Consider the following 24,322-nt stretch of genomic DNA (forward strand, 5'->3'; position numbering starts at 1 on the left):
GCGTTGCGTACGGCTGCCTGTTGCCGGTCTCTTCTCCACCCTGCTGAACTCATGCGTGCCGAGCGAAGTTTCGCGTACGGCGCCACCGCCGGCCTTCTCGGCGACCTGCTGCTCGGTGATCCTCGCCGGGGGCATCCGGTCGCCCTGTTCGGGCGGGCCGCGGCCGCCGTCGAGCAGCGTCTGTGGCGTGACCACCGTGGGTGGGGTGCGCTGCATTCCGTGGTCTGTGCCGGGGGTGCGGTCGCCGCTGCCGTCGTGGCCGAGCGGGCCGTACGCGGCCGCCCTGCCGCCTCCGTTGCCCTGACTGCCGCCGCCACCTGGGCCGTTGTGGGCGGGACCTCCCTGGGGCGCGAGGCGCGGGCCGTCGGCGGTGCGCTGGCCGCCGGGGACATCGAGGTCGCACGGGAGCGGCTGCCGCATCTGTGCGGGCGCGATCCCTCGGCGCTGGACGCGCAGCAGATCGCCCGGGCGGTCGTCGAGTCCGTCGCCGAGAACACCTCCGACGCCGTGGTGGGCGCGCTGGTGTGGGGCGCCCTGGGCGGAGTTCCGGGTCTGATCGGGTTCCGGGCCGTGAACACGCTGGACGCGATGGTCGGGCACCGCTCGGACCGGTATCTGCGGTACGGGTGGGCCTCGGCCCGCCTCGACGACGTGGCCGGCTGGCCGGGGGCCCGACTGACCGCCGCGCTCGCCGTCCTCGCGGGCGGAAACGCTCGAGGCGCGGTCCAGGCCTGGCGGAGCGACGCGGGCAAGCACCCGAGCCCCAACGCGGGCCCCGTGGAAGCTTCGTTCGCGGGCGCGCTGGGCGTACGGCTCGGGGGGACCCTGTCGTACGGCGGGCGGATCGAGCACCGCGCCGTGCTCAACGGCGAGGCGCGGGCGGTCGACATCGGGGACATCGAACGGGCGGTGCGGCTGTCGCGTCGCGTCAATGTGCTGGCACTGGCGACGTGCGTCGCCGCGCGCGGTGCGTACGGAGTTCTGCGCGGACGCCGCGCGGGCGCCACCAGAAGGAGTCGGGCATGACAGGCGTACGCAAGGGCGGTGGACTGCTCGTCGCGGGGACCACCTCGGACGCGGGCAAGAGCGTCGTCACGGCGGGGATCTGCCGGTGGCTGGTACGGCGGGGGGTGAAGGTCGCGCCCTTCAAGGCGCAGAACATGTCGCTCAATTCGTTCGTCACGCGCGAGGGCGCGGAGATCGGGCGTGCGCAGGCCATGCAGGCGCAGGCCGCGCGCGTCGAGCCGAGCGCGCTGATGAATCCCGTACTCCTCAAGCCGGGGAGCGACCGCAGCAGCCAGGTCGTGCTGATGGGCAAGCCGGTCGGCGAGATGAGTGCGCGCGGCTACCACGGGGGGCGCCAGGAGTCGCTTCTGGGGACCGTCGTGGAGTGCCTGGAGGAGCTGCGGGGCACGTATGACGCCGTGATCTGCGAGGGGGCGGGCAGTCCGGCCGAGATCAATCTGCGGCGGACCGACATCGTGAACATGGGGATCGCGCGGGCCGCGCGGTTCCCTGTGGTCGTCGTCGGCGACATCGATCGTGGGGGTGTCTTCGCCTCGTTCTTCGGGACCACCGCGTTGTTGAGTGCGGAGGACCAGGCGCTGGTGGCCGGGTATCTCGTCAACAAGTTCCGGGGTGACGTGTCGCTTCTCGAGCCGGGCATCGACATGCTGACCGGGCTGACGGGGCGGCGTACGTACGGGATCCTGCCGTACACGCACGGGCTCGGCATCGACGAGGAGGACGGGCTGCGCGTCTCGATGCGCGGTGCCGTACGGGAGTCGGTCGTCGCGCCGCCGGTCGGCGAGGACGTGCTGCGGGTCGCGGTGTGCGCCGTACCGCTGATGTCGAACTTCACCGATGTGGACGCGCTGGCCGCCGAACCGGGTGTGGTGGTGCGGTTCGTGGACCGCGCCGAGGAGCTCGTCGACGCCGATCTGGTGATCGTGCCGGGGACGCGCGGCACCGTGCGCGCGCTGGAGTGGCTGCGGGAGCGCGGGCTCGCCGATGCGCTGGCACGGCGGGCGGCCGAGGGGCGGCCCGTACTGGGGATCTGCGGCGGGTTCCAGGTGCTCGGTGAGCGGATCGAGGACGACGTCGAGTCTCGGGCGGGTGCTGTGGACGGGCTCGGGCTGCTGCCGGTGCGCGTGCGGTTCGCCGTGGAGAAGACCCTGGAGCGGCCGGTCGGCGAGGCGCTGGGTGAAGTGGTGGAGGGGTACGAGATCCACCACGGGGTGGCCCAAGTGCTGGGCGGAGAAGCCTTCTTGGACGGGTGCCGGGTCGGCTCCGTCTGGGGCACGCACTGGCACGGGTCGCTGGAGAGCGACGGATTCCGGCGGGCCTTCCTGCGGGAGGTCGCGGAGGCTGCGGGGCGGCGGTTCGTGCCCGCCCCGGACACGAGTTTTGGAGCGCTCCGCGAGGAGCAACTGGATCGCCTCGGCGATCTGATCGAGGAACACGCGGACACGGACGCGCTGCTCGCACTCATCGAGTCGGGCGCACCGTCAGGACTTCCCTTCATCGCACCTGGAGCGCCTTCATGAGCACTGTGCTGCTGCTGTCGACCGCCGATACGGATCTCCTGGCGGCGCGGGCCTCCGGGGCTCCGTACCGGATCGGGAATCCGACGCGGATCGATGCGGAGGGTGAGCTTCCTGCGCTGATCGAGGGCGCTTCGGTCGCCGTCGTACGGCTGCTGGGCGGGAAGCGCGCCTGGGAGGACGGGCTCGCGGTGCTGCGGGCGTCCGGGATACCCACCGTGCTCCTCGGCGGGGAGACCGTACCGGACGCGGAGTTGATGGCCGAGTCGTCGGTGCCCGCGGGGGTCGTCGCCGAGGCGCTGCGGTATCTGGTGGAGGGCGGGCCGGGGAACCTGGTGGAGCTGGCGCGGTTCCTCTCGGACACCGTGCTGCTCACGGGCGTCGGGTTCGCCGAGCCGGAGAAGATGCCCGAGTGGGGGGTGCACGGGGCGCGCGAGTGGGTGGATGGGCGGCCGACCGTGGGCGTTCTCTTCTACCGGGCCCACGAGCTGTCGGGGAACACCGGGTTTGTCGATGTGCTGTGCGATGCCGTGGAGGCGCGGGGAGCCAACACCCTTCCTGTGTACTGCGGTTCACTGCGGGGCGCCGACGCGGAGCTGTACGAACTGCTGGGGCGGACCGACGCGCTGGTCGCCACCGTGCTGGCTGCCGGTGGTACGCGCGCTTCGGACGCCTCGGCCGGCGGTGACGACGAGGCGTGGGACATCGGGGCGCTCGCCGAGCTGAATGTGCCCGTGCTGCAGGGGCTTTGTCTGACGTCTTCGCGGGCCGTGTGGGATGCGTCGGATGCGGCGCTGTCTCCGATGGATGCGGCGATGCAGGTCGCCATTCCGGAATTCGACGGGCGCATTATCACTGTTCCGTTTTCGTTCAAGGAGCAGGGCGAGGGGGATGTTCCTGTTTACGTCGCCGATCCTGAGCGGGCGGCGCGGGTCGCCGGAATTGCCGTACGGCATGCGCAGTTGAGGCACAAGCCGAATGCGGAGAAGCGGATCGCCGTTGTGTTCACCGCGTATCCGACGAAGCATTCGCGGGTCGGGAACGCTGTGGGCCTTGATACACCGGCGTCCGCTGTGCGGGTGCTGGATGCGCTGCGGGATGCGGGTTACGGGGTGGAGGGCTACCCCGTGGAGGGCGACGAGCTCATTCACCGGCTGATCGCGGCCGGTGGGCACGATGTGGAGTGGCTGACCGAGGAGCAGCTGGCGGCGGCTCCTGCGCGGGTGCCGCTGGCCGACTACCGGGAGTGGTTCGGGCAGTTGGAGCCGGGGCTCAGGGACTCCATGCTGGAGCACTGGGGGGAGCCGCCGGGGCAGCTGTACGTCGACGGGGACGATGTGGTGCTCGCGTCGTTGCAGTTCGGGAATGTGGTGGTGCTGATTCAGCCGCCGCGCGGGTTCGGCGAGAATCCCATCGCCATTTACCACGATCCCGATATGCCGCCTTCGCATCACTACATGGCCACGTATCGGTGGCTGGAGAATTCTTTTGGTGCCGATGCTGTCATTCACATGGGCAAGCACGGGACCATGGAATGGCTGCCAGGGAAGGGACTTGGGCTCTCGCGTGGGTGCGGGCCCGATGCGGTACTGGGCGAGCTGCCGCTGATCTATCCGTTCATCGTGAACGACCCGGGCGAGGGCACGCAGGCCAAGCGGCGCGGACATGCGACCGTCGTCGACCATCTGGTGCCGCCGATGGCGCGGGCGGACACGTACGGGGATCTGGCGAAGCTGGAGCAGCTCCTGGATGAATATGCGCTGGTGAGCGATCTGGATCCGACGAAGGCGCCTGCCGTGCGGGCGCAGATCTGGACGCTGGTGAAGGCCGCCGAGCTTCATCACGATCTGCATGTGGACGAGCAGCCCGATGACGGGGACTTCGATTCCTTTGTGATGCACATCGACGGCTATCTGTGCGAGATCAAGGATGTGCAGATCCGGGACGGGCTGCATGTGCTGGGTGGAGGCCCGGAGGCCGACGCCCGGGTCAATCTGGTGCTGGCCGTGCTGCGGGCCTCGCAGGTGTGGGGCGGTACGGCCAACGCACTGCCGGGGCTGCGGGCCTGTCTCGCCGAGCACTTCGGGCTCGTGGAGAAGGAGTTGCTGGGTGAGCCCGGGGCTGCGGTGAAGGTGCCGGTGGAGCTGAGCGGGCTGGTGGAGGGGCCCGCTCGGACCGGCGCCGATGCCATTGATCTGCTGGAGCAGCTGTGCCGGCGGCTTGCCGAGGGCATGGAGGCGCGGGGTTGGGATGCGGCTGCCGTGCGGCCGCTGGTACGGGACGTGCTGGGCGCTGAACTGCCCGACGTTGTCGCTGTGTTGGGGTTCGCTTGCGAGGAGGTCGTCCCTCGGCTGGCGCGGACCACCGATGAGATCGGGAACATTCTGCTCGCGCTGGACGGTGGGTTCGTCCCGGCCGGGCCCTCGGGGTCGCCTACGCGGGGGCTCGTGAATGTGCTGCCTACGGGGCGGAATTTCTACTCTGTGGATCCCAAGGCGATTCCTTCGCGGCTCTCCTGGGAGGTCGGGCAGGCGCTCGCCGATTCGCTGATCGCGCGGTACCTGGCGGATTCGGGTGAGTATCCGAAGTCCGTGGGGCTGACGGTGTGGGGGACCTCGGCGATGCGGACCCAGGGGGACGACATCGCGGAGATTCTTGCGCTGTTGGGGTGCCGGCCTGTCTGGGACGACGCCTCGCGGCGGGTCACCGGGTTCGAGGTCGTGGCCTTGGAGGAGTTGGGGCGGCCTCGGATTGACGTGACCGTGCGTATCTCCGGGTTCTTCCGGGACGCCTTTCCGCATGTGGTCGGGCTCATCGACGACGCGGTGCGGGCTGTGGCCGAGTTGGAGGAGGGGGCTGAGAGCAACTTCGTACGAGCCCATGTGGATGCGGACGCCGCGGAGCACGGGGATCGGCGGCGGGCCACGGCTCGGATCTTCGGGTCCAAGCCGGGGGCCTATGGGGCCGGGCTGCTGCCGCTGATCGATGCGCGGAACTGGCGCAGTGATGCGGATCTGGCCGAGGTGTACGCGGTGTGGGGCGGCTATGCGTATGGGCGGGGGCTGGAGGGGCGGGCCGCTCGGGGGGATATGGAGACCGCTTTCCGGCGGATCGCTGTTGCTGCGAAGAACGTGGACACGCGGGAACACGATCTTGTGGATGCCGACGACTACTTCCAGTACCACGGCGGGATGGTCGCCATGGTGCGGCATCTGACCGGGGAGTCGCCCGAGGCGTACGTGGGTGACAGTGCGACCCCGGATCAGGTCAAGACGCGGACTCTGGGCGAAGAGACCCATCGGGTGTTCCGGGCTCGGGTCGTCAATCCGCGGTGGATGGCGGCTATGCGGCGGCACGGGTACAAGGGGGCCTTTGAGATGGCCGCCACCGTTGATTATTTGTTCGGGTACGACGCGACTGCGGGGGTTGTCGACGACTGGATGTACGAGAAGTTGTCGGCGGAGTATGTCTTCGATCCGGAGAACCGGGAGTTCATGAAGACGTCCAATCCCTGGGCGCTGAGGGGGATTTCGGAGCGGTTGCTGGAGGCGGCCGAGCGGGGGCTCTGGGCCGAGCCGGATGCGGGGACGCTGGAGCGGTTGCGGGCTACGTATCTGGAGCTCGAGGGTGACTTGGAGGGTGACGCGTGAGGGGGGTGCGGGGGTCTCTCCCCCACCCCGCCCCTTCCCGAAACTGGGGCTGCGCCCCAGACCCCCTGGCCCCGGTGTGCGGGGGCTTCGCCCCCTGCGCCCCTACTCGGGGGCTCCGCCCCCGGACCCCCGGTCCTCAATCGCCGGACGGGCTTGATTTTGCCCAGTGCGCGCTCGAACGTCCTGCATCGCTGAAGGAGGCCATCGCATGAGCACCCCCTATCCCTTTACCGCCATCGTCGGGCAGGACGACCTGCGGCTTGCGCTGCTCCTCAACGCCGTCTCCGAGCGCGTCGGTGGCGTCCTCGTGCGCGGCGAGAAGGGCACCGCCAAGAGCACCGCCGTCCGTGCCCTCTCCGCCCTGCTCCCCGAAGTTCCCGTCGTCTCCGGGTGCCGATTCTCCTGCGATCCCTCCTCTCCCGATCCGGCGTGTCCCGACGGGCCCCACGCAGACGGTGGCGGCGTGTCGCGTGATGCGCGGACCGTTGAGCTGCCCGTGGGGGCCTCCGAGGACCGGCTTGTGGGCGCCCTCGATATCGAGCGTGCGCTCGCCGAAGGCGTGAAAGCCTTTGAGCCGGGGCTTCTTGCCGACGCCCATCGCGGGATTCTGTACGTCGACGAAGTCAATCTGCTGCATGACCATCTCGTCGATCTGCTGCTCGATGCCGCCGCCATGGGCGCCTCCTACGTCGAGCGCGAAGGCGTCTCCGTGCGGCACGCCGCTCGGTTCCTGCTCGTAGGGACCATGAATCCCGAAGAGGGCGAGCTGCGGCCCCAGTTGCTCGACCGGTTCGGGCTCACCGTCGAGGTCGCCGCCTCGCGCGAGCCCGATCTGCGCGTCGAGGTCGTACGGCGGCGGCTCGCCTACGACGACGACCCTGCCGCGTTCGCCGCCAAGTGGGCCGATGAGGAAGCCGCGTTGAGGGCCCGCATCGTTGGTGCTCGGGCTCTGCTTCCGTCTGTTCGGCTCGGCGATCCCGCCCTTCGGCAGATCGCCGCCACCTGCGCCGCCTTCGAAGTCGACGGCATGCGCGCCGACATCGTCATGGCCCGTACCGCCACCGCCCTGGCCGCCTGGGCCGGGCGGGAGGACGTCATCGCCGAGGACGTACGGCAGGCTGCGCTGCTCGCCCTTCCGCATCGGCGTCGGCGCAATCCCTTTGACGCTCCCGGACTCGACGAGGACAAGCTCGACGAGACCCTCCAGGAATCGAGCGGGGACGACGAGCCTGATCCTGATCCTGACGGTCCCGGCAGTGGTGGGCAGCCTCCGTCGGGCGGGCCCGACACGCCGTCACAGGGTGATGACGCGCAGGGCGACACGCCCGCCGAGCCCGAATCCGGTGGGCCCGCGTCGCAGCCCGCCGGTGGGGAGCAGAGTGCTGTCCGGGCCGGGGAGCCGTTCCGCACGAAGATGCTGAGTGTGCCCGGGCTGGGCGAGGGAGCTGCCGGGCGTCGGTCCCGGGCCCGTACCGAGCACGGGCGGACCACCGGGGCCCGGCGGCCCCAAGGGGCCCTGACCAAGCTCCACTTGGCCGCCACCGTGCAGGCCGCCGCACCCCATCAGCGGGCGCGCGGGCGGTCCGGGACCGGGCTCGTCATACGGCGTGACGATCTGCGGCAGGCCAACCGGGAAGGGCGCGAGGGGAACCTCGTGCTGTTCGTCGTGGACGCCTCCGGGTCCATGGCCGCCCGGCAGCGGATGAGTGCCGTGAAGGGGGCTGTTCTTTCGCTGCTGCTCGATGCTTATCAGCGGCGCGACAAGGTGGGGCTCGTCTCCTTCCGGGGGAAGGACGCTGAGGTTGCGTTGCCTCCCACCTCGTCCGTGGATGCTGCTGCGGCGCGGCTGGAGTCGTTGCCCACGGGTGGGCGGACGCCCGTTGCCGCTGGGCTGTTGAAAGCCCATGACGTACTGCGGATCGAGCGCATGCGGGATCCTTCGCGCCGGCCGCTGCTCGTCGTCGTCACCGACGGGCGCGCCACCGGCGGGCCCGAGCCGCTGGCACTCGCCGCGCGTGCCGCGCGGCTCCATGAGGTCGAGGGTGTGGCCTCGGTCGTCGTCGACTGCGAGTCGGGGCCGGTGCGGCTCGGGCTCGCCGGGGAGCTCGCCCGGCAGCTCGGGGGAACCGCCGTGACGCTCGATGAGCTGCGGGCCGAGTCCATCGCCGGGCTCGTCAAGGACGTACAGGGAAACCGTCGGAGGGCCGCTTAATGCCGCAGGGACAGCCGGAGACCGTGCCGGACGACGGACTCACCACGCGACAGCGCCGCAATCGGCCGCTGGTCGTCGTGCATACGGGCGTGGGGAAGGGGAAGTCCACCGCCGCCTTCGGGCTCGCCCTGCGCGGGTGGAATCAGGGGTGGCCCATCGGGGTCTTCCAGTTCGTGAAGTCCGCGAAGTGGAAGGTCGGCGAGGAGCGGGCGCTGCGCGTGCTGGGGGCGAGCGGCGAGGGCGGGACCGTTGCCTGGCACAAGATGGGCGAGGGGTGGTCCTGGGTCCAGCGCGACATCGAGAGCAGTGAGGATGCGGCCCGGGAAGGGTGGGAGCAGGTCAAGCGGGACCTGGCCGCCGAGACGTATCAGCTGTATGTGCTGGATGAGTTCATCTACCCGATGAAGTGGGGGTGGGTGGATGTCGATGAGGTTGTTGCTGTGCTGAAGGACCGGCCCGGGACCCAGCATGTCGTCATCACGGGGCGGGGCGCGCCGGAGGCGTTGGTTGAGCTCGCCGACCTGGTGACCGATATGTCGAAGGTCAAGCATCCGATGGATGCCGGTCAGAAGGGCCAGAGGGGTATCGAGTGGTAGCTCGGATTGTTGTCGCGGCGCCGGCTTCGGGCAGTGGGAAGACGACCGTCGCGACGGGGTTGATGGCGGCTTTCGCGGGGCGGGGCTTGTCCGTGTCGCCTCATAAGGTCGGGCCCGACTACATCGACCCCGGATATCACTCCCTCGCCACGGGGCGGGTGGGGCGGAATCTCGACGCCTTTCTCTGCGGGGAGGATCTCGTCGCGCCGCTGTTCGCCCATGGGGCGGCGGGGTGCGATCTCGCTGTCGTCGAGGGTGTGATGGGGCTGTACGACGGGGCTGCGGGGCGGGGGGAGCTGGCTTCTACTGCGCAGGTGGCGAAGCTGCTTCGGGCGCCTGTGGTGCTGGTTGTTGACGCGTCGTCGCAGTCGCGGTCCGTTGCCGCGCTGGTGCATGGGTTCGCGTCGTGGGATCCGCAGGTGCGGATCGGGGGCGTCATTCTCAACAAGGTTGCTTCCGATCGGCACGAGGCGATGCTGCGGGAGGCTCTGGACGAGTCCGGGGTGCCGGTGCTGGGTGTGCTGCGGCGGGTCGAGGAGGTCGCGACTCCTTCGCGGCATCTGGGGCTTGTGCCGGTTGCCGAGCGGCGGGCGGCGGCTGTTGAGGCCGTACGGGAGTTGGGGGCGCGGGTGCGGGCCGGGTGTGATCTGGAGGCTCTGCTTGCTCTGGCCCGGAGTGCGCCTGCCCTTGCGGGGGATGCGTGGGAGCCGGGGTCGGGGGGCGGGGATCTCCCCCAGCCCGCCCCTTCCCGAAACTGGGCCCGCGGCGAAGCCGCCAATGGACACAGCGTCCCAGACCCCGCTCCTCAATCGCCGGAGGGGCTTGATGTGGCGAAGCCCGTCGTAGCTGTCGCCGGTGGGGCTGCTTTTACCTTCTCCTACGCCGAGCATGCCGAGTTGCTCTCCGCCGCCGGTGCCGACGTCGTGACCTTTGACCCTCTCCGGGATGAGCAACTGCCCGAAGGAACCCGGGGGTTGGTCATCGGCGGCGGGTTCCCCGAGGTGTACGCGCCCGAGCTCTCCGCCAACGAGCCCCTCCGTAAGGCCGTTGCCGAGCTCGCCTTCTCCGGGGCCCCCGTCGCCGCCGAGTGCGCTGGGCTGCTCTATCTCGCGCGGTCCCTCGACGGGCAGCCCATGTGCGGCGTCCTCGACGGCGAGGCCCGGATGTCGGAGCGGCTCACCCTCGGGTATCGCGAGGCCGTCGCCGTCTCCGACAGTTCCCTCTTCGCCGCAGGGACCCGGATGCAGGGCCACGAGTTCCACCGGACCGTACTGGAGCCGGCCGCCGGGGCCTCCCCCGCCTGGGGGCTGCACCAGCCCGAGCGCCGGGTCGAAGGGTTCGTACAGCAGAGCGTGCATGCGAGCTATCTGCATACGCACTGGGCCTCCCGGCCCGGGATCGCACAGAGATTTGTTGAGAGGTGCTGGGGATGAGCAAGCTCATAGGCGTCGGAGTCGGGCCCGGGGACCCGGAGTTGGTCACCGTCAAGGGGGTCAATGCGCTGCGCGGCGCCGATGTGGTCGTCGTGCCCGTCATGGACACGGGTGAAGTGGGGCGCGCCGAGGCGACCGTCCTCCATTACGTCGGCGCGGAGAAGGTCGTGCGTGTCGTCTTCGCGCTGAACGAGCGCTCCGACCGCGGGCGCCGTGAAGCCGCCTGGGACGCCGCCGGTGTGCGGGTCGCCGAGCTGTTGCGTACGCATGACGTCGTCGCCTTCGCGACCATCGGCGACCCCAACGTGTACTCGACCTTCACCTATCTCGCGCAGACCGTCGCCGCCCCCGACCTGGTCGTCGAGACCGTGCCCGGCATCACCGCCATGCAGGATCTCGCCGCCCGCAGCGGAGCCGTGCTCACCGAGGGCACCGAGCCGTTGACGCTCGTCCCGGTGACGGCAGGGGCCGCCGTGCTGAAGGAGGCCCTGGAGGGGCCCGGCACCGTCGTGGCGTACAAGTTCGGGCGGCTCGCCGGTGAGGTGGCCACCGCGCTGCGGGAGACCGGGCGGACCGAGGACGCCGTGTGGGGGTCGGCGCTCGGTCTTGAGGAGGAGTCGATACGGCCCGCCTCCGAGCTGGGTGAGGAGTCCCTGCCGTATCTCTCGACCCTCATCGCGCCCGCCCGGCGCGACGGGCGCCGCGGCGGCAAGCTGTGAGGCCGCCGATACGGTCAGCCCGCGATGCCCACGACCAGCCAGATGAAGCCCACTCCGGCGATCGTGAACAGCAGCGTGGAGCGGGCCGGGTGGTCGTGGTGGGCCTCGGGGAGGATCTCGGCGGCGGCCAGATAGAGGAGTACGCCGCCGAAGAAGCCGAGATAGCTGCCGAGCAGTTGCTCCGGAAGGGTGAACAGCAGCGTCGACGCCGCGCCCACCACCGGGGCGAGTGCGTCGGCGAAGAGCATCGCGACGGCCTTGCGGCGGGCGTTGCCGTAGAGGCTCGTCAGTGTGTACGTGTTGAAGCCGTCCGCGAAGTCGTGCGTGATCACGGCGATCGCCACGGCCAGGCCCATTCCGCCGCCCACCTGGAAGGCCGCGCCGATCGCCACGCCGTCCATCAGGCTGTGGATCACCATCGCCGAAGCCGCTGTCAGGCCGACCTCGGGGACGCGTTCGTCGCTCGCTCCGTGAGCCGCCTGCCGTACGGCGAGGAGCCGCTCGCCCAGGTGTGCGAAGAGGAAGCCCGCGACGAAGAGGAGCAGGGCCGCCGGTACGCCGAAGACGTCCTGGCCCGCCGCGTCCAGCGCCTCCGGCAGCAGATCCAGGCCGACCACGCCGAGCATCAGGCCGCCCGCGAGACCGAGCACCAGGTGGCGCCGGTCGGTGACGCGCTGGGCCGTCCAGCCGCCGACCAGCGTCATCAGGAACGCGCCGAGCGCGACGAAGACCGCCATGCCCCCTTGCTAGTCCATTGAGCACCGACCCCGCACGTCCAGATCTTTTCCGCTCTGTTCCTGTTCTTGAGAGGACCCCTCCCATGGCCGATGTCACCGCCTCCACCGGAAAGGTGACCTTTGTCGGCGCCGGCCCCGGCGCCGCCGATCTGCTGACCTTCCGGGCCGCGCGGGCCATCGCGGACGCCGACGTCGTCATCTGGGCGGCGAGCCTGGTGCAGGCCGAGGTCCTCGACCACGCGCGCGAGGGTGCGGAGATCCTCGACTCGGCGGTGATGTCCCTGGAGGACGTCGTCGCCGTGTACGAGCGGGCGCTGCGGGACGGGCTGCGCGTGGCCAGGATCCACTCGGGGGATCCCGCGCTGTGGGGCGGTACGCAGGAGCAGGTCGACCGGTGTACGGGGATCGGGCTGGACGTGGAGATCATCCCCGGCGTCTCGTCGTTCTCGGCCGTCGCCGCGATCGCCCAGCGCGAGCTGACCATTCCGGAGGTCGCGCAGTCGGTGATCCTGACCCGGCTCGGCGGCGGCAAGACGCCGATGCCGCCGGGCGAGGAGGTGCGGGAGTTCGCGCGGCACGGGACGACGATGGCGGTGTTCCTGTCGGCGGCGCGGTCGGGGCAGTTGACCGCGGAGCTGCTCGAGGGCGGGTATCCGACGTCGACGCCCGTCGTCATCGCGTACCAGGTGACGTGGCCCGAGGAACTGGTGCTGCAGTGCACGATCGAGACGCTCGAAGCGACCGTCAAGGAGCACAAGTTGTGGAAGCACACCTTGTTCCTGGTGGGGCCCGCGCTGTCCGCTTCGGGGACGCGGTCGCATCTCTACCACCCGGGGCACTTCCACGGATTCCGTAAGGCCGACAAGGCGGCGCGGGCCGCTCTGCGGGCCGAGAGGGCTTCGTCGTGATCACCGTCGTCGGTACGGGGACGGGCTCGCCCCTGCCGCCCGGCGTGCTCGACGGGGCCACCCTCGTGGTGGGCGCGCGGCGTCATCTGGAGGCGGCCGGGCTGCCGGAGGAGACGGAGCGGATCGTGCTCGGGCCGCTGGCTCCCGCCCTTGAGGTGATGGCCGAGCAGGTCGGGAAGGACGGGGCGCGGGTCGTGGTGCTGGCCTCTGGGGATCCTGGATTCTTCGGGATCGTACGGGCGTTGGCCGAGCGCTTCGGTTCGGATGCGTTGGATGTACGTCCCTCGGCGCCTTCCGTCGCCGTCGCCTTCGCCCGCATCGGGCTGCCCTGGGACGACGCGGTCGTCGTCAGCGCGCACGGGCGTGACCTGCGGACCGCGGTCAATGTGTGCCGGGCGCATCCGAAGGTGGCCGTGCTGACCGGTCCCGGGTCGGGGCCCGCGGAGCTTGCGACTGCCCTTGCGTACAAGTCCTCGGGGCGGACTCTGGTGATCGCGAGCGCGCTCGGGGATCCGGAGCACGAGGTCGTCGAGCGGATGTCCGCGCTGGAGGCGGCGGGGCGCGAGTGGCCCGATCCGGTGAGCGTGGTGCTGTGCATCGACGAGGCGCGGGCTCTGTCGCCGGTCGTACGGACGGTGGCCGGGGCTGCGGCCGTCCCAGGCCAATGGGCCCTGGACGAGAGTGAGTTCGAGCATCGGGACTCGATGATCACCAAGTTCGAGGTGCGGGCGCTGGCGCTGGCGAAGCTGGGGCCGCGGCTCGGGGATCTGGTGTGGGACATCGGGGCCGGGTCGGGGTCGGTGGCCGTGGAGTGTGCGCGGCTGGGGGCGGCCGTGGTCGCCGTGGAGAAGACCTCCGACGGGGTGGAGCGGATCCGCGCCAATGCGGAGGCGCACGGGGTGTACGTACGGGCGGTGCACGGTGCCGCGCCGACCGTGCTGTCCGATCTCTTCGATCCCGACGCGGTGTTCATCGGCGGCGGCGGGCGCGAGCTGCCCGCCATCGTGACGGCGTGCGCGCGGCGGGCGCGGCGGAGTGTGGTGGTGGCGCTGGCCGCGCTCGACCGGGTGCCTGAGGTGCGGGCGGCGCTGGCGGGGGCGGGGCTGGTGCCCGACGGCGTACTGCTGCAGTCGTCGCGGCTCGCGCCGCTGCCGGGGGACGTGACACGGCTCGCGGCCACCAATCCTGTCTTTCTGCTGTGGGGAACTCGCCCTGCAGACACTGCTGTTGACGTCGAAGGAGCACAACTGTGATCGGCCTGATCTCCGCCACGGCGGCGGGCGCCGTGGCACGCGACCGGCTGGCCGCGGCCTGGCCCGGGCGTACGCGGGTCTACGAAGGTCCCGTACGGGACGCCGTGGTGCGGGCGTTCGGGGAGTGCGAGCAGCTGGTGTGCTTCCTGGCGACCGGGGCCGTGGTGCGGCTCGTGGCGCCGCTGCTCGAAGGGAAGGCGTCCGACCCCGGGGTCGTGTGCGTCGACGAGGGGTCCCGGTTCGCGGTGTCGCTGCTCGGCGGGCACGAGGGTGGGGCGAACGCGCTGGCCGGTGAGGTCGGCGAGGTGCTGGGGTGCGCGCCGGTCGTGACCACGGCCACCGACGCACGGGACATCCCCGGCCTCGACACGCTGGGGTGGCCGGTCGAGGGTGCGGTCGCGGCGGTCACGCGGGCCGTTCTGGACGGGGAGCCCGTGGCGGTACGGGCGGACGCGGTGTGGCCGCTGCCACCGCTGCCCGTGGTGGTCGCGGACGACGCCGATGCGGTGTTGCGGGTGAGCGACCGGGTGGGTGAACTCGGGGCGTGCGAGGCGGTGTTGAGGCCTCCGTCCCTGGTGGTGGGGATCGGGGCGAGCAAGGGTGCGTCCGTGGAGGAGGTGCTCGGGCTGGTCGAGGAGTCCCTGGAGGGGGCCGGGCTCTCCGCGCTGAGCGTCGCGGAGCTGGTGACCGTGGACGCGAAGACGGAAGAGGCCGGGATCGTCGGGGCGGCCGCGCGGCTGGGGGTTCCGTTGCGTACGTACGCGGCCGAGGTCCTTGCCGGGGTCGCCGTACCCAATCCGTCGGACGCCCCCCTCGCCGCCGTCGGGACACCGTCCGTGGCGGAGGCGGCGGCGCTCGCGGAGGGCGGCGAACTCCTCGTACCGAAGCGGAAGTCGAGCCGTCCGGACGGGCTGCCCGCGATGGCGACGTGCGCGGTGGTGCGCCGCGCGCCGCGCGGCCGGCTGGCCGTGGTGGGGCTCGGTCCCGGGGCGCGGGATCTGCTGACGCCGCGTGCGAAGGAGGAGTTGCGGCGGGCGTCGGTGCTGGTCGGGCTCGACCAGTACGTGGACCAGATCCGCGATCTGCTGCGACCGGGGACGACCGTCCTGGAGTCGGGGCTCGGCGCGGAGGAGGAGCGGGCGCGCACGGCGGTCGCCGAGGCCCGGAAGGGGCATGCGGTCGCGCTGATCGGGAGCGGGGACGCGGGCGTGTACGCGATGGCGTCGCCCGCACTGGCCGAGGCGAGCGACGACATCGACGTGGTGGGGGTGCCAGGGGTGACGGCGGCGCTGGCCGCGGCGGCGATCCTGGGCGCCCCGCTGGGCCACGACCACGTCTCGATCAGCCTCTCGGACCTGCACACGCCGTGGGAGGTCATCGAGCGGCGGGTCCGGGCGGCGGCCGAGGCGGACATCGTGGTGACGTTCTACAACCCGCGCAGCCGGGGCCGCGACTGGCAGCTGCCGAAGGCGCTGGGGATTCTGGCGGAGCACCGTACGGGGACGACGCCGGTCGGTGTCGTACGCAACGCGTCGCGCGTGGACGAGAGCAGCAGGCTGACGACGCTGGGCGCGTTGGACCCGACGACGGTGGACATGATGACGGTCGTGGTGGTCGGCAACACGGCGGCCCGGGAGATCGCGGGCCGCATGGTGACGCCCAGGGGGTACCGGTGGCAGGTCTGATGCGGGCAACGCGTAGGCCCGGGGCGGGTGTTGGCAGGTGCGGCTGCGGGGTGCGGGCCGGCACAGGTGGAGTGCGTCGCGCACGCGCCTCCGTCGACACGCGCGCACAGGACCCGGCTGCGTGCCACGGGCCCAGCACGTGCCGTGGGCACGGAGACGGGGTGCGGGCGGGCGTGGTACGGCCCCGCCTGAACGCACATGCGCGGGCCGTGGCGGGACAGGCTCCGCGGGACCTGGCTACGGGGCACGGGCGCCGCTCGCGCTGCGGCGAGGCCGACAAGGTGCGCTCGCGCCAGAAAACAGCACGCGCTCTGACCGGCGCAGCGCGGTCCGGCAACCGGCCGCCCAGCGGCTCCGCGAGCGGATCTCTCGCAGCAGGCGATAGGCGACCGCACCCCAGCCTGCGCACCGCTGGTGATTCACGCCGAGTCCGGGTCCGGGCCGCAGGGTCCGGGCACGGCACGCAGGTTGCCGCCTCCCCCGCGCCGCGCGTTCGCGACGCCGTCCCCGCCCCCTCAGGAGCCGCCTCGTGACCCGCATCGTGCACCCCATCGAGCAGGAGTCGTTCCGGCGTCTTCGGGCTCGGCTCGACACCTCCGGGTTTGCGCCGTTCACCCGGGCCGTCGTCGAGCGGGTCATCCACTCCGCCGCCGATCTCGAGTACGCCGACGACCTCGTCTGTGACGAGCGCTCCCTCGAAGTCGCCCATGCCGCCCTGCACGCCGGGGCGCCCGTCGTCGCCGACGTCGAGATGGTCGCCGCCGGGATCACGAAGCGCGAGGCCGTCTGCCGGCTCAAGGATGCCGTCGCCGGGCCCGGGCTCACCCGGTCCGCGCATGCGGTGCGGCTCGCGTACGAGCAGGTGGGGCCCGGGGCCGTCTGGGTCATCGGGTGCGCGCCCACCGCGCTCGAGGAGTTGCTCGTACTGGATGCCGCGCCCGCGCTCGTCATCGGGCTGCCCGTCGGGTTCGTCGGAGCGGCCGAGTCCAAGGCCGCCCTGCGGACAAGCGGGCTGCCCGCTGTCAGCAATGTTTCCGAGAAGGGCGGGTCCGCCGTCGCGGCCGCCGCCCTCAATGCCCTGCTCTACAAGGAGATCGCGTGACCACCCCCCAGCCCGCACTGCTCGTCGCCGGACACGGCACCCGGGACGACGCCGGGGCCGAGGCCTTCCGTTCGTTCGTCGCCGAACTGGGCGAGCGGCACCCGGAGATCGCCGTCGCCGGCGGTTTCATCGAGCTCTCACCGCCGCCGCTCGGCGACGCGGTGAGCGACCTCGTCGAGCGGGGCGTCAAGCGTTTCGCCGCCGTACCGCTGATGCTCGTCTCCGCCGGGCACGCCAAGGGCGACATACCCGCCGCGCTCGCGCGCGAGAAGGAGCGGCACCCCGGGATCTCGTACACCTACGGGCGTCCGCTCGGGCCGCACCCGGGGCTGCTCGCCGTGCTGGAGCGGCGTATCGACGAGGCCACTGTGGGGCTTGAGCGCTCCGAGGTGACCGTGCTGCTCGTCGGGCGCGGGTCCACCGACCCCGACGCCAACGCCGAGGTGTACAAGGCGGCACGGCTCCTGTGGGAGGGGCGCGGGTACGCGGGCGTGGAGACGGCGTTCGTCTCGCTCGCCGCGCCCGACGTTCCCAGCGGCCTCGACCGGTGCGTCGCGCTGGGCGCGCGGAAGATCGTTGTGCTGCCGTACTTCCTCTTCACCGGAATTCTTCCCGACCGGGTGCGGACGCAGACCGCGGAATGGGACCGCACACATCCGGCCACCGAGGTGAGGTCGGCCGATGTCATCGGTCCCACCGAGGAGTTGCGCGACCTGGTGATGGAGCGCTACCGCGAGGCCGTCAAGGGCGACATCCGGATGAACTGCGACTCCTGCGTCTACCGCATCGCACTCCCCGGCTTCGAGGACAAGGTGGGATTGGCCCAGCAGCCCCACTTCCACCCCGACGACGACGGCCATCACAATCACCACCATGCACACACGCACTGACGGCCACGACCTCCGCCACCACGGCGACTCCGAGGTCAGGGATCACGATCTGACGGACCTCGCGGTCAACGTACGGACCGGCACTCCCCCGGACTGGCTGCGCGCCCGCATCGCGGGTTCGCTCAGCGCGCTGGCCGCCTACCCGGACGGGCGGGCGGCCCGTGCGGCGGTCGCGGCGCGGCACGGACTGCCGGTGGAGCGGGTGCTGTTGACGGCGGGGGCGGCGGAGGCGTTCGTGCTGATCGCGCGTGCGCTCGCCGTACGGCGGCCCGTCGTCGTGCACCCGCAGTTCACCGAGCCAGAGGCGGCGCTGTGCGACGCCGGGCACACGGTGCGGCGGGTGCTGCTGCGCGAGGCGGACGGGTTCAGGATCGATCCGGGGGCCGTGCCCGAGGACGCGGACCTGGTCGTGGTCGGCAATCCGACCAATCCGACGTCCGTGCTGCATCCGGCCGAGGATCTGGTGCAACTCGCCCGTCCCGGGCGGGTGTTGGTCGTCGACGAGGCGTTCATGGACGCCGTTCCCGGTGAGCGCGAGGCGCTGGCCGGACGCACCGACGTACCGGGGCTCGTCGTGCTGCGGAGTCTCACCAAGACCTGGGGCCTTGCGGGGCTGCGCATCGGTTACGTACTCGCCGAGCCGGAGACCGTCGCCGCCCTGGAGGGGGCGCAGCCGCTGTGGCCCGTCTCGACGCCCGCGCTGACGGCGGCCGAGGCGTGTTCCGCGCCCGACGCGCTCGCGGAGGCGGGGGCGGCCGCGGTGCGGATCGCCGCCGACCGGGCCCATCTTCTGGCCGGGCTCGCGGAGTTCGACGAGGTGCGGGCGGTCGAAGCGGCGGAGGGTCCTTTCGTTCTCGTACGGATGGAGCGGGCCGACCTGGTCCGGGAGCGGCTGCGCCTCCTCGGGTTCGCCGCCCGGCGCGGGGACACCTTCCCCGGGCTCGGGCCGGAGTGGCTGCGTCTTGCCGTACGCGACCGGGTGACGACGAACCGCTTCCTGCAGGCGCTGGACCAGGCTCTGGTCTCCGTCAGCCGGTGACGATGTCCGCCTTCAGCGGGGCGAGTGCGCCGGCGATGGTGCCGATGGTGTCGTCGTCGACGCCGGCCTCGGCGAGTGCGGCGGCGAGGTGGCCGACGACGCGGTCGAAGTCCTCGCTCCTGATGGCGAGGGAACCGTGGGCCTCGCGCATGGCTCGGCCCTCGTACGGGCTGGTGGCACCCAGCGCCTGACCGACGAAGTCGCGCTGGTGGGCCTTGAGCGCGCCGAGGTCGGCTCCGGTGAAGTACGGGCTCAACTCGGCGTCGGCCAGCACCCGTTCGTAGAAGAGGTCGACGACCGCGGCCACGGCGGGTGCTCCGCCTATGCGCTCAAAGATGGTGTCCATGGGGCAGGAGCGTACGGGTGGAACCCCGCATTCAGAACATGCGTACGAGTGAGTTGAGGGCCGCCCCGCCCCCGGCGGCCCTCAACTCGGCCTGGATCAGCTCCGCTTGCGGCCGCGGGCCAGGGCGAGCGCGCCACCGCCGGCGAGGACCAGGGCCACGGCTCCGCCCGCGATGTACGGGGTCGTGGAGCTGCCGCCGGTCTCGGCGAGGTTCTCGTCGCCCTTGGCGTCGTCCTTCGCGGCGGCCTTGACGGCGACCGGGTCCTTGGCGGACTGCGCCTTCGTGTCGGTGCCGCCGGTGCTGCTGCCTCCGCCGGAGGAGCCGCCTGAGGAGCCCTCCTCGTGCGTGGCGGGCGCCTTGGGCGACTCGCACTTCGCCTCGACGAGCGTGATGTCGCCGGTCACTTCGGCCACGTTGAGCTTCAGCGGGTTGACCGACACCTTCAGCTGCAGCGCGGTCGCGGCTGCCGTGCGCGAAGTGGTGTGCGTCTTGGACAGGTCGAGGGTGACCTCGCCGACGGCGGGGACCGAGATCCGCGTCGTACCGCCCGTGGAGACCGTGACCTTCTTGCCGAGCACAGTGACGTGACCGAGGAGGTTGGAGTCGGCGTACGGCTGCTTACCCGCCTCGCAGACCGCCTTCGAGGTGACCTGCTGGACCTCGATGAGGGAGAGGAGGGGAAGGCCGGGAAGGTGGATCTTGGCGTGCGCCAGGTTGGAGTAGCCCTCGGCCTTGTGCGCGTCGACCGTGGCCTTCGCGGTGGCGACGTCGGCACGGAGGATGCTGAACGGCCGGTTGCGGTCGACGCTGTCCAACTTCACGGTCAGGGCGGTCTTTTCGGCGGACGCCGGTGCCTGGACGTCGTTCAGGGTGACGTTCAGCGGAACGTCGACGGTCTTGTTGAGCAGCGAGACGTCGAGGCCGGCACGGAGTACGACGGCACTCGCCTTTCCGCCGTCGCCGCCCGTGGCATGTGCCGGGGCGGCGGCAAGCAGGACCGCGGGGCCGGCGGTCAGTGCGGCGGCCACCAGGGCGGCGGCTGCGCGACGGCGTGCGGGCATGGCAAAGGTGTTGCTGTTCAAAGCGGTGGAACCCCCACAAGAGACATGAAGCCGCCGGGTCGCCCGCCGATGGGGGACATCACGGGCGCCGCCGGCGACTGAGACACGGGAATCTTTACGCACTGAGAGTGAATGAACAGCAACCTGGCGTGAGTTCACCCCAAAGGGGGGTTTCCGTGCTCTTATTCGAATCTTTCGGCACGTGCGTTCCTCTAGACGTCTCGTTTCACGCATACGCCGGAGTGCGCGCGAGGGGGTGTAACGAATCACGTCGGCTCGGCGTCACGCTTCCGTCAATGCGATCATGCGGCAGACCGCCCAACTGCCAGAGGAGCGCCTGGTGTCCGCAACACCCCGCAATGTCGTGCTGATCGCCGTCGACCAGTGGCGGGGCGACTGTCTCTCGGGGGCCGGGCATCCCGTCGTACGCACCCCGTACCTGGACCAGCTCGCGGGCCGCGGGGCGCGCTTCGACCGGGCGTACTCGGCGGTGCCGTCCTGCATCCCGGCGCGGGCTGCTCTGCACACCGGTCTCGCGCAGGAGACGCACGGGCGCACCGGGTACCGGGACGGGGTGCCGTGGGAGTACCCGGTCACGCTGGCCGGGGAGTTCGGGCGCAACGGCTACCAGACGCGCGCCATCGGCAAGCTGCACACGTACCCCGAGCGCAACCGGCTCGGCTTCGACGAAGTGACGCTGCACGACGGCTACTTGCACTTCGCGCGCGAGCGCGGTCGCGACCCGCGTTTCCACGACGACTATCTGGCGTGGCTGGAGCGGCAGCCGGGCGAGGTGCCGGGCTCGGACTACGCGGAGAACGGGCTCGACTGCAACAGCGTGGTCGCGCGGCCGTGGGACCGACCCGAGCGGCTGCACCCCACCAACTGGGTGGTGAGCGAGGCGATCGACTTTCTGTACCGGCGCGACCCCGGCTCACCCTTCCTGCTGCATCTCTCCTTCCACCGGCCGCATCCGCCGTACGATCCGCCGCGGTGGGCGTTCGAGCAGTACACGGGGGCTCCGCCTTACGAGCCGGTGCGGGGCGACTGGGCTGACGCGCTGGAGGGCTGGCGCGACGACTCCCGGGCGGACGCCAACCTGGCTTCGTACGACGCCGGTACGGTGCAGCGGGCGCGGGCCGGCTACTTCGGGCACATGTCGCACATCGACCAGCAGATCCAGCGGTTCGTGGCGGCGCTCGGGGAGTTCGGGCTGGGAGACGACACCTGGATCTGCTTCACGTCCGACCACGGCGAGATGCTGGGCGAACACGGACTCTGGCGCAAGGCGTACCCGTATGAGGGCTCGGCGCGCGTCCCGCTGATTTTGGCGGGGCCGCCGGGCGAACTGCCGCGCGGGGGTGCGCCGTCGGCGGTGGTCGAGCTACGGGATGTCATGCCGACGCTGCTGGAGTGTGCGGGGCTTCCGGTGCCGGAGGGGCTTGACGGGCGGAGTGTGCTGGGGCTGGCGCGGGGTGAGGACGTCGTGGACTGGCGGCCTTATCTGCACGGGGAGCACACGCTGTTCGGGGAGTCGATGCAGTGGCTGACGGACGGGCACGAGAAGTACGTGTGGTTCTCGGGGAGCGGGCGGGAGCAGCTCTTCGATCTGGACGGGGATCCGCAGGAGCTGCACGATTTCGGCTCGGACCGGCCGTTGCGGGTGGCGCTTTGGCGGGCGCGGCTGGTCGATGCGCTTCGGGGGCGGCCTGAGGGGTACGTCGACGGGGAGTCGCTGGTCTCGGGCTGTCCCGCGCTGGAGGTGCAGCCGGGGGTGGTGTGACCTGGGGCGGGGCAGGGCCTTGACGCGGCCCGCGTGTACCGGTTGTGCCCACCCGTTCCGCCCTGCGGAACGACTGCCCACAACCAAGCGGCGAGGTCAGCCGATGACCCTGCCGTTGAGGACGATGCGGTGGGGGGCTGCCAAGACGCGGTGGTCCTCGCGGGGGTCCGTTTCGTACACCACCAGGTCCGCCGGGGCGCCCTCCTCCAGGCCGGGGCGGCCGAGCCATTCGCGGGCGCCCCACGCCGTCGCGGACAGGGCGTCGCGCGTCGGGATGCCCGCCTTCACCAGCTCCGCGACCTCGGCCGCGACCAGGCCGTGCGGGAGGGTGCCGCCCGCGTCCGTACCGACGAAGACCGGGACGCCCGCGTCGTAGGCCGAGCGCACCGTGTCGTAGCGGCGGGCGTGCAGGTCGCGCATATGGGCCGACCAGCGCGGGTACTTCTCGTCGCCGCCCGCCGCCAGGTGCGGGAACGTGGCGATGTTGACCAGGGTCGGGACGATCGCGACGCCGCGCTCGGCGAAGAGCGGGATGGTGTCCTCGGTGAGGCCCGTGGCGTGCTCGATGCAGTCGATGCCCGCCTCGACGAGGTCGCGCAGCGAGTCCTCGGCGAAGCAGTGCGCGGTGACCCTGGCGCCGAGCCGGTGCGCCTCGGCGATCGCCTCCTCGACCGCGCCGCGCGGCCAGCAGGCGGACAGATCGCCGGTGGAGCGGTCGATCCAGTCACCGACGAGCTTGACCCACCCGTCGCCCCGTCGCGCCTCCTGGGCAACGTAAGCAGTGAGGTCCCCGGGCTCGATCTCGTGCGCGAAATTGCGGATGTAGCGGCGAGTACGGGCGATGTGCCGGCCCGCGCGGATGATCGTGGGGAGGTCTTCGCGGTCGTCGACCCAACGAGTGTCGGACGGCGATCCCGCGTCGCGCAGCAGCAGCGTCCCCAGGTCGCGGTCGGTGAGGGCCTGCTTCTCGGCGGTCTCCTCGTCGACCGCGCCGTGCGGTCCGAGCCCCACATGGCAGTGCGCGTCGACCAGACCGGGAAGCACCCAGCCCTCGACGGTGACGGCCTCGGCGGCCGGACGCTCGTAGGTGATCCGCCCGCCGACGACCCACAACTCGTCGCGGATCTCGTCGGCCCCGACGAGCACCCGCCCCTTCACATGCAGCACCACGCGATCGCTCATGTGCCGAGCCTAGAACCCCATAGGTACGCTCATTCCGGCAGCCCGAACGAACTCGCGAGAAGAGCACCACCGTGACGCACCCCTTCCTCGACCTCCCCCCGCTCACCGCCGCGCACTTCGCGGGCATCGAGCGCCGGGTCGCCTCCCTGCTCTCCACCGAGCAGGACGTCGTGATCATGCAGGGGGAAGCGCTCCTCCCCCTCGAAGGCTGCATCCGCTCCGGCGCCACCCCGGGCTCGACCGCGCTCAACGTCATCACCGGTCCGTACGGACAGACCTTCGGCGACTGGCTGCGCGACTGCGGAGTCACGGTCGTCGACCTGGCGGTGCCCTTCCACACGGCGGTCACCGCGGCCCAGGTCCGCGACGCCCTCTCCGAGCACCCGGAGATCGACTTCGTCTCGCTGGTGCACGCAGAAGCGGCGACCGGCAATACGAACCCGGTCGCGGAGATCGGCGAGGTCGTACGGGAGCACGGCGCGCTCTTCTACCTGGACGCGGTCGCGTCGATCGGCGCCGAGCCCGTCCTGCCCGACGCGTGGGGCGTCGACATGTGCATCATCGGCGCCCAGAAGGCGATGGGCGGCCCGGCGGGCGTCTCGGCGGTGTCGATCAGCGAGCGCGCCTGGGCCCGGTTCGCGGCGAACCCGTCCGCGCCCCGCCACTCGTACCTCTCCCTCCTGGACTGGAAGCAGCGCTGGATCGACGGCGGCCGCAAGGCCCTGCTGCACGCACCGGCGCAGCTGGAGATGCTGGCGCTGGAGGCGTGCATCGAGCGGATCGAGGCGGAGGGCCTGGACGCGGTGATCGCTCGTCACGCGCGGGCCGCGGCCGCGACGCGTGCGGGTGCGCTGGCGCTGGGCGGGGGCCTGGAGCCGTACGTGTACGAGGCCGCAGACGCCGCGCCTGTAGCCACAACTCTGCGCACCCCGCCCGGAGTTGACGCCTCGGAGCTCGTAGCGAAGGCCCTGGCCGCCGACCCGACGCTGCCGATGATCGCGGGCGGCGGAGCACTGGCGAAGGAGATGATCCGCATCAACCACTACGGACCCGACGCGACCCAGGGCATGGTGCACTCCTCCCTCGCCGCACTCGGCGCCGCGCTGGGCGAGACGGGCGCGACGGTGGACCTGGAGGCGGCGCGCAGGGCGGTCACCGAGGCGTGGCTCAAGGGTTGAGCGA

At 71.4% G+C, this 24,322-nt stretch carries 19 protein-coding genes; 15 read left to right on the forward strand and 4 right to left on the reverse strand.

All coding sequences use genetic code 11. The annotated features are described in order from the left end of the window. Window positions 1-51 precede the first annotated feature (51 nt). From OG707_RS06480 to cobI, 7 genes are all read left to right on the forward strand, one after another. A complete protein-coding gene (locus tag OG707_RS06480; protein WP_329115302.1) occupies window positions 52-1,026 on the forward strand; it encodes a cobalamin biosynthesis protein in 975 nt (324 codons plus the stop codon). Next, window positions 1,023-2,546, forward strand: coding sequence for a cobyric acid synthase (locus OG707_RS06485; RefSeq protein ID WP_329115304.1), 1,524 nt, complete (start codon window positions 1,023-1,025; stop codon window positions 2,544-2,546). The genes OG707_RS06480 and OG707_RS06485 overlap by 4 nt, the downstream gene beginning before the upstream one ends. Further along, the gene (cobN, locus tag OG707_RS06490) at window positions 2,543-6,193 is read left to right on the forward strand and encodes a cobaltochelatase subunit CobN (protein WP_329115306.1); all 3,651 of its coding nucleotides are present in this window, start codon (window positions 2,543-2,545) and stop codon (window positions 6,191-6,193) included. Before OG707_RS06485 ends, cobN begins: the two co-directional genes overlap by 4 nt. A 208-nt stretch (window positions 6,194-6,401) precedes the next feature. Beyond that, window positions 6,402-8,405, forward strand: a complete 2,004-nt coding sequence (locus tag OG707_RS06495) for a putative cobaltochelatase (protein ID WP_329115308.1) — start codon at window positions 6,402-6,404, stop codon at window positions 8,403-8,405. Then, entirely contained in the window at window positions 8,405-9,001 is a 597-nt protein-coding gene (gene cobO, locus OG707_RS06500) for a cob(I)yrinic acid a,c-diamide adenosyltransferase (protein WP_329115310.1), read from the forward strand. The genes OG707_RS06495 and cobO overlap by 1 nt, the downstream gene beginning before the upstream one ends. Further along, a complete protein-coding gene (locus OG707_RS06505; RefSeq protein ID WP_329115312.1) occupies window positions 8,995-10,434 on the forward strand; it encodes a cobyrinate a,c-diamide synthase in 1,440 nt (479 codons plus the stop codon). Before cobO ends, OG707_RS06505 begins: the two co-directional genes overlap by 7 nt. After that, entirely contained in the window at window positions 10,431-11,153 is a 723-nt protein-coding gene (gene cobI / locus OG707_RS06510; RefSeq protein ID WP_329115314.1) for a precorrin-2 C(20)-methyltransferase, read from the forward strand. Before OG707_RS06505 ends, cobI begins: the two co-directional genes overlap by 4 nt. 14 nt (window positions 11,154-11,167) lie before the next feature. Here the strand turns inward: cobI and OG707_RS06515 are convergent, their stop codons facing one another. Further along, window positions 11,168-11,890 carry a ZIP family metal transporter gene (locus OG707_RS06515; protein WP_329115316.1) on the reverse strand — a complete coding sequence of 241 codons (723 nt, stop codon included), beginning with the start codon at window positions 11,888-11,890 and terminating at the stop codon, window positions 11,168-11,170. Between the two features lie 83 nt (window positions 11,891-11,973). Here OG707_RS06515 and cobM point away from each other — a divergent pair, with 83 nt between their 5' ends. The 6 genes from cobM to cobC all read left to right on the forward strand — a co-directional run bounded on the left by cobM (window position 11,974) and on the right by cobC (window position 18,767). Next, on the forward strand, window positions 11,974-12,798 hold the full coding sequence (cobM, locus tag OG707_RS06520; protein WP_329115318.1) for a precorrin-4 C(11)-methyltransferase: 825 nt from the start codon (window positions 11,974-11,976) through the stop codon (window positions 12,796-12,798). Then, on the forward strand, window positions 12,795-14,051 hold the full coding sequence (cbiE, locus tag OG707_RS06525) for a precorrin-6y C5,15-methyltransferase (decarboxylating) subunit CbiE (protein ID WP_329115320.1): 1,257 nt from the start codon (window positions 12,795-12,797) through the stop codon (window positions 14,049-14,051). The genes cobM and cbiE overlap by 4 nt, the downstream gene beginning before the upstream one ends. Then, entirely contained in the window at window positions 14,048-15,736 is a 1,689-nt protein-coding gene (gene cobJ / locus OG707_RS06530; protein WP_329115322.1) for a precorrin-3B C(17)-methyltransferase, read from the forward strand. Before cbiE ends, cobJ begins: the two co-directional genes overlap by 4 nt. A gap of 529 nt (window positions 15,737-16,265) precedes the next feature. Continuing rightward, window positions 16,266-16,838, forward strand: coding sequence for a precorrin-8X methylmutase (locus OG707_RS06535; protein WP_329115324.1), 573 nt, complete (start codon window positions 16,266-16,268; stop codon window positions 16,836-16,838). Beyond that, window positions 16,835-17,728: a sirohydrochlorin chelatase gene (locus OG707_RS06540; protein ID WP_329115326.1), complete on the forward strand. Its 894-nt coding sequence runs from the start codon at window positions 16,835-16,837 to the stop codon at window positions 17,726-17,728. Before OG707_RS06535 ends, OG707_RS06540 begins: the two co-directional genes overlap by 4 nt. Continuing rightward, the gene (gene cobC, locus OG707_RS06545; protein WP_329115328.1) at window positions 17,712-18,767 is read left to right on the forward strand and encodes an Rv2231c family pyridoxal phosphate-dependent protein CobC; all 1,056 of its coding nucleotides are present in this window, start codon (window positions 17,712-17,714) and stop codon (window positions 18,765-18,767) included. The genes OG707_RS06540 and cobC overlap by 17 nt, the downstream gene beginning before the upstream one ends. Here the strand turns inward: cobC and OG707_RS06550 are convergent. Both OG707_RS06550 and OG707_RS06555 read right to left on the reverse strand, forming a co-directional pair. Beyond that, entirely contained in the window at window positions 18,757-19,113 is a 357-nt protein-coding gene (locus OG707_RS06550; RefSeq protein WP_329115330.1) for a group I truncated hemoglobin, read from the reverse strand. The two genes, cobC and OG707_RS06550, sit on opposite strands and share 11 nt — an antisense overlap. A gap of 96 nt (window positions 19,114-19,209) precedes the next feature. After that, the gene (locus OG707_RS06555; protein ID WP_443071275.1) at window positions 19,210-20,196 is read right to left on the reverse strand and encodes an SCO1860 family LAETG-anchored protein; all 987 of its coding nucleotides are present in this window, start codon (window positions 20,194-20,196) and stop codon (window positions 19,210-19,212) included. 319 nt (window positions 20,197-20,515) lie between these two features. Between OG707_RS06555 and OG707_RS06560 the strand changes: the two genes are divergently transcribed. After that, window positions 20,516-21,958 (forward strand): arylsulfatase, encoded by a 1,443-nt coding sequence (locus OG707_RS06560; protein WP_329115334.1) that lies wholly within the window; start codon window positions 20,516-20,518, stop codon window positions 21,956-21,958. 96 nt (window positions 21,959-22,054) lie between these two features. Here the strand turns inward: OG707_RS06560 and OG707_RS06565 are convergent, their stop codons facing one another. Beyond that, window positions 22,055-23,140 (reverse strand): amidohydrolase family protein, encoded by a 1,086-nt coding sequence (locus tag OG707_RS06565; RefSeq protein ID WP_329115336.1) that lies wholly within the window; start codon window positions 23,138-23,140, stop codon window positions 22,055-22,057. 71 nt (window positions 23,141-23,211) lie between these two features. On the opposite strand from OG707_RS06565, the gene OG707_RS06570 reads away from it, so the two are divergent. After that, on the forward strand, window positions 23,212-24,318 hold the full coding sequence (locus OG707_RS06570; RefSeq protein WP_329115338.1) for a pyridoxal-phosphate-dependent aminotransferase family protein: 1,107 nt from the start codon (window positions 23,212-23,214) through the stop codon (window positions 24,316-24,318). Window positions 24,319-24,322 lie beyond the last annotated feature (4 nt).

The sequence above is a fragment of the Streptomyces sp. NBC_01465 genome (genome assembly GCF_036227325.1).
In the GTDB taxonomy this organism is placed as follows: domain Bacteria; phylum Actinomycetota; class Actinomycetes; order Streptomycetales; family Streptomycetaceae; genus Streptomyces.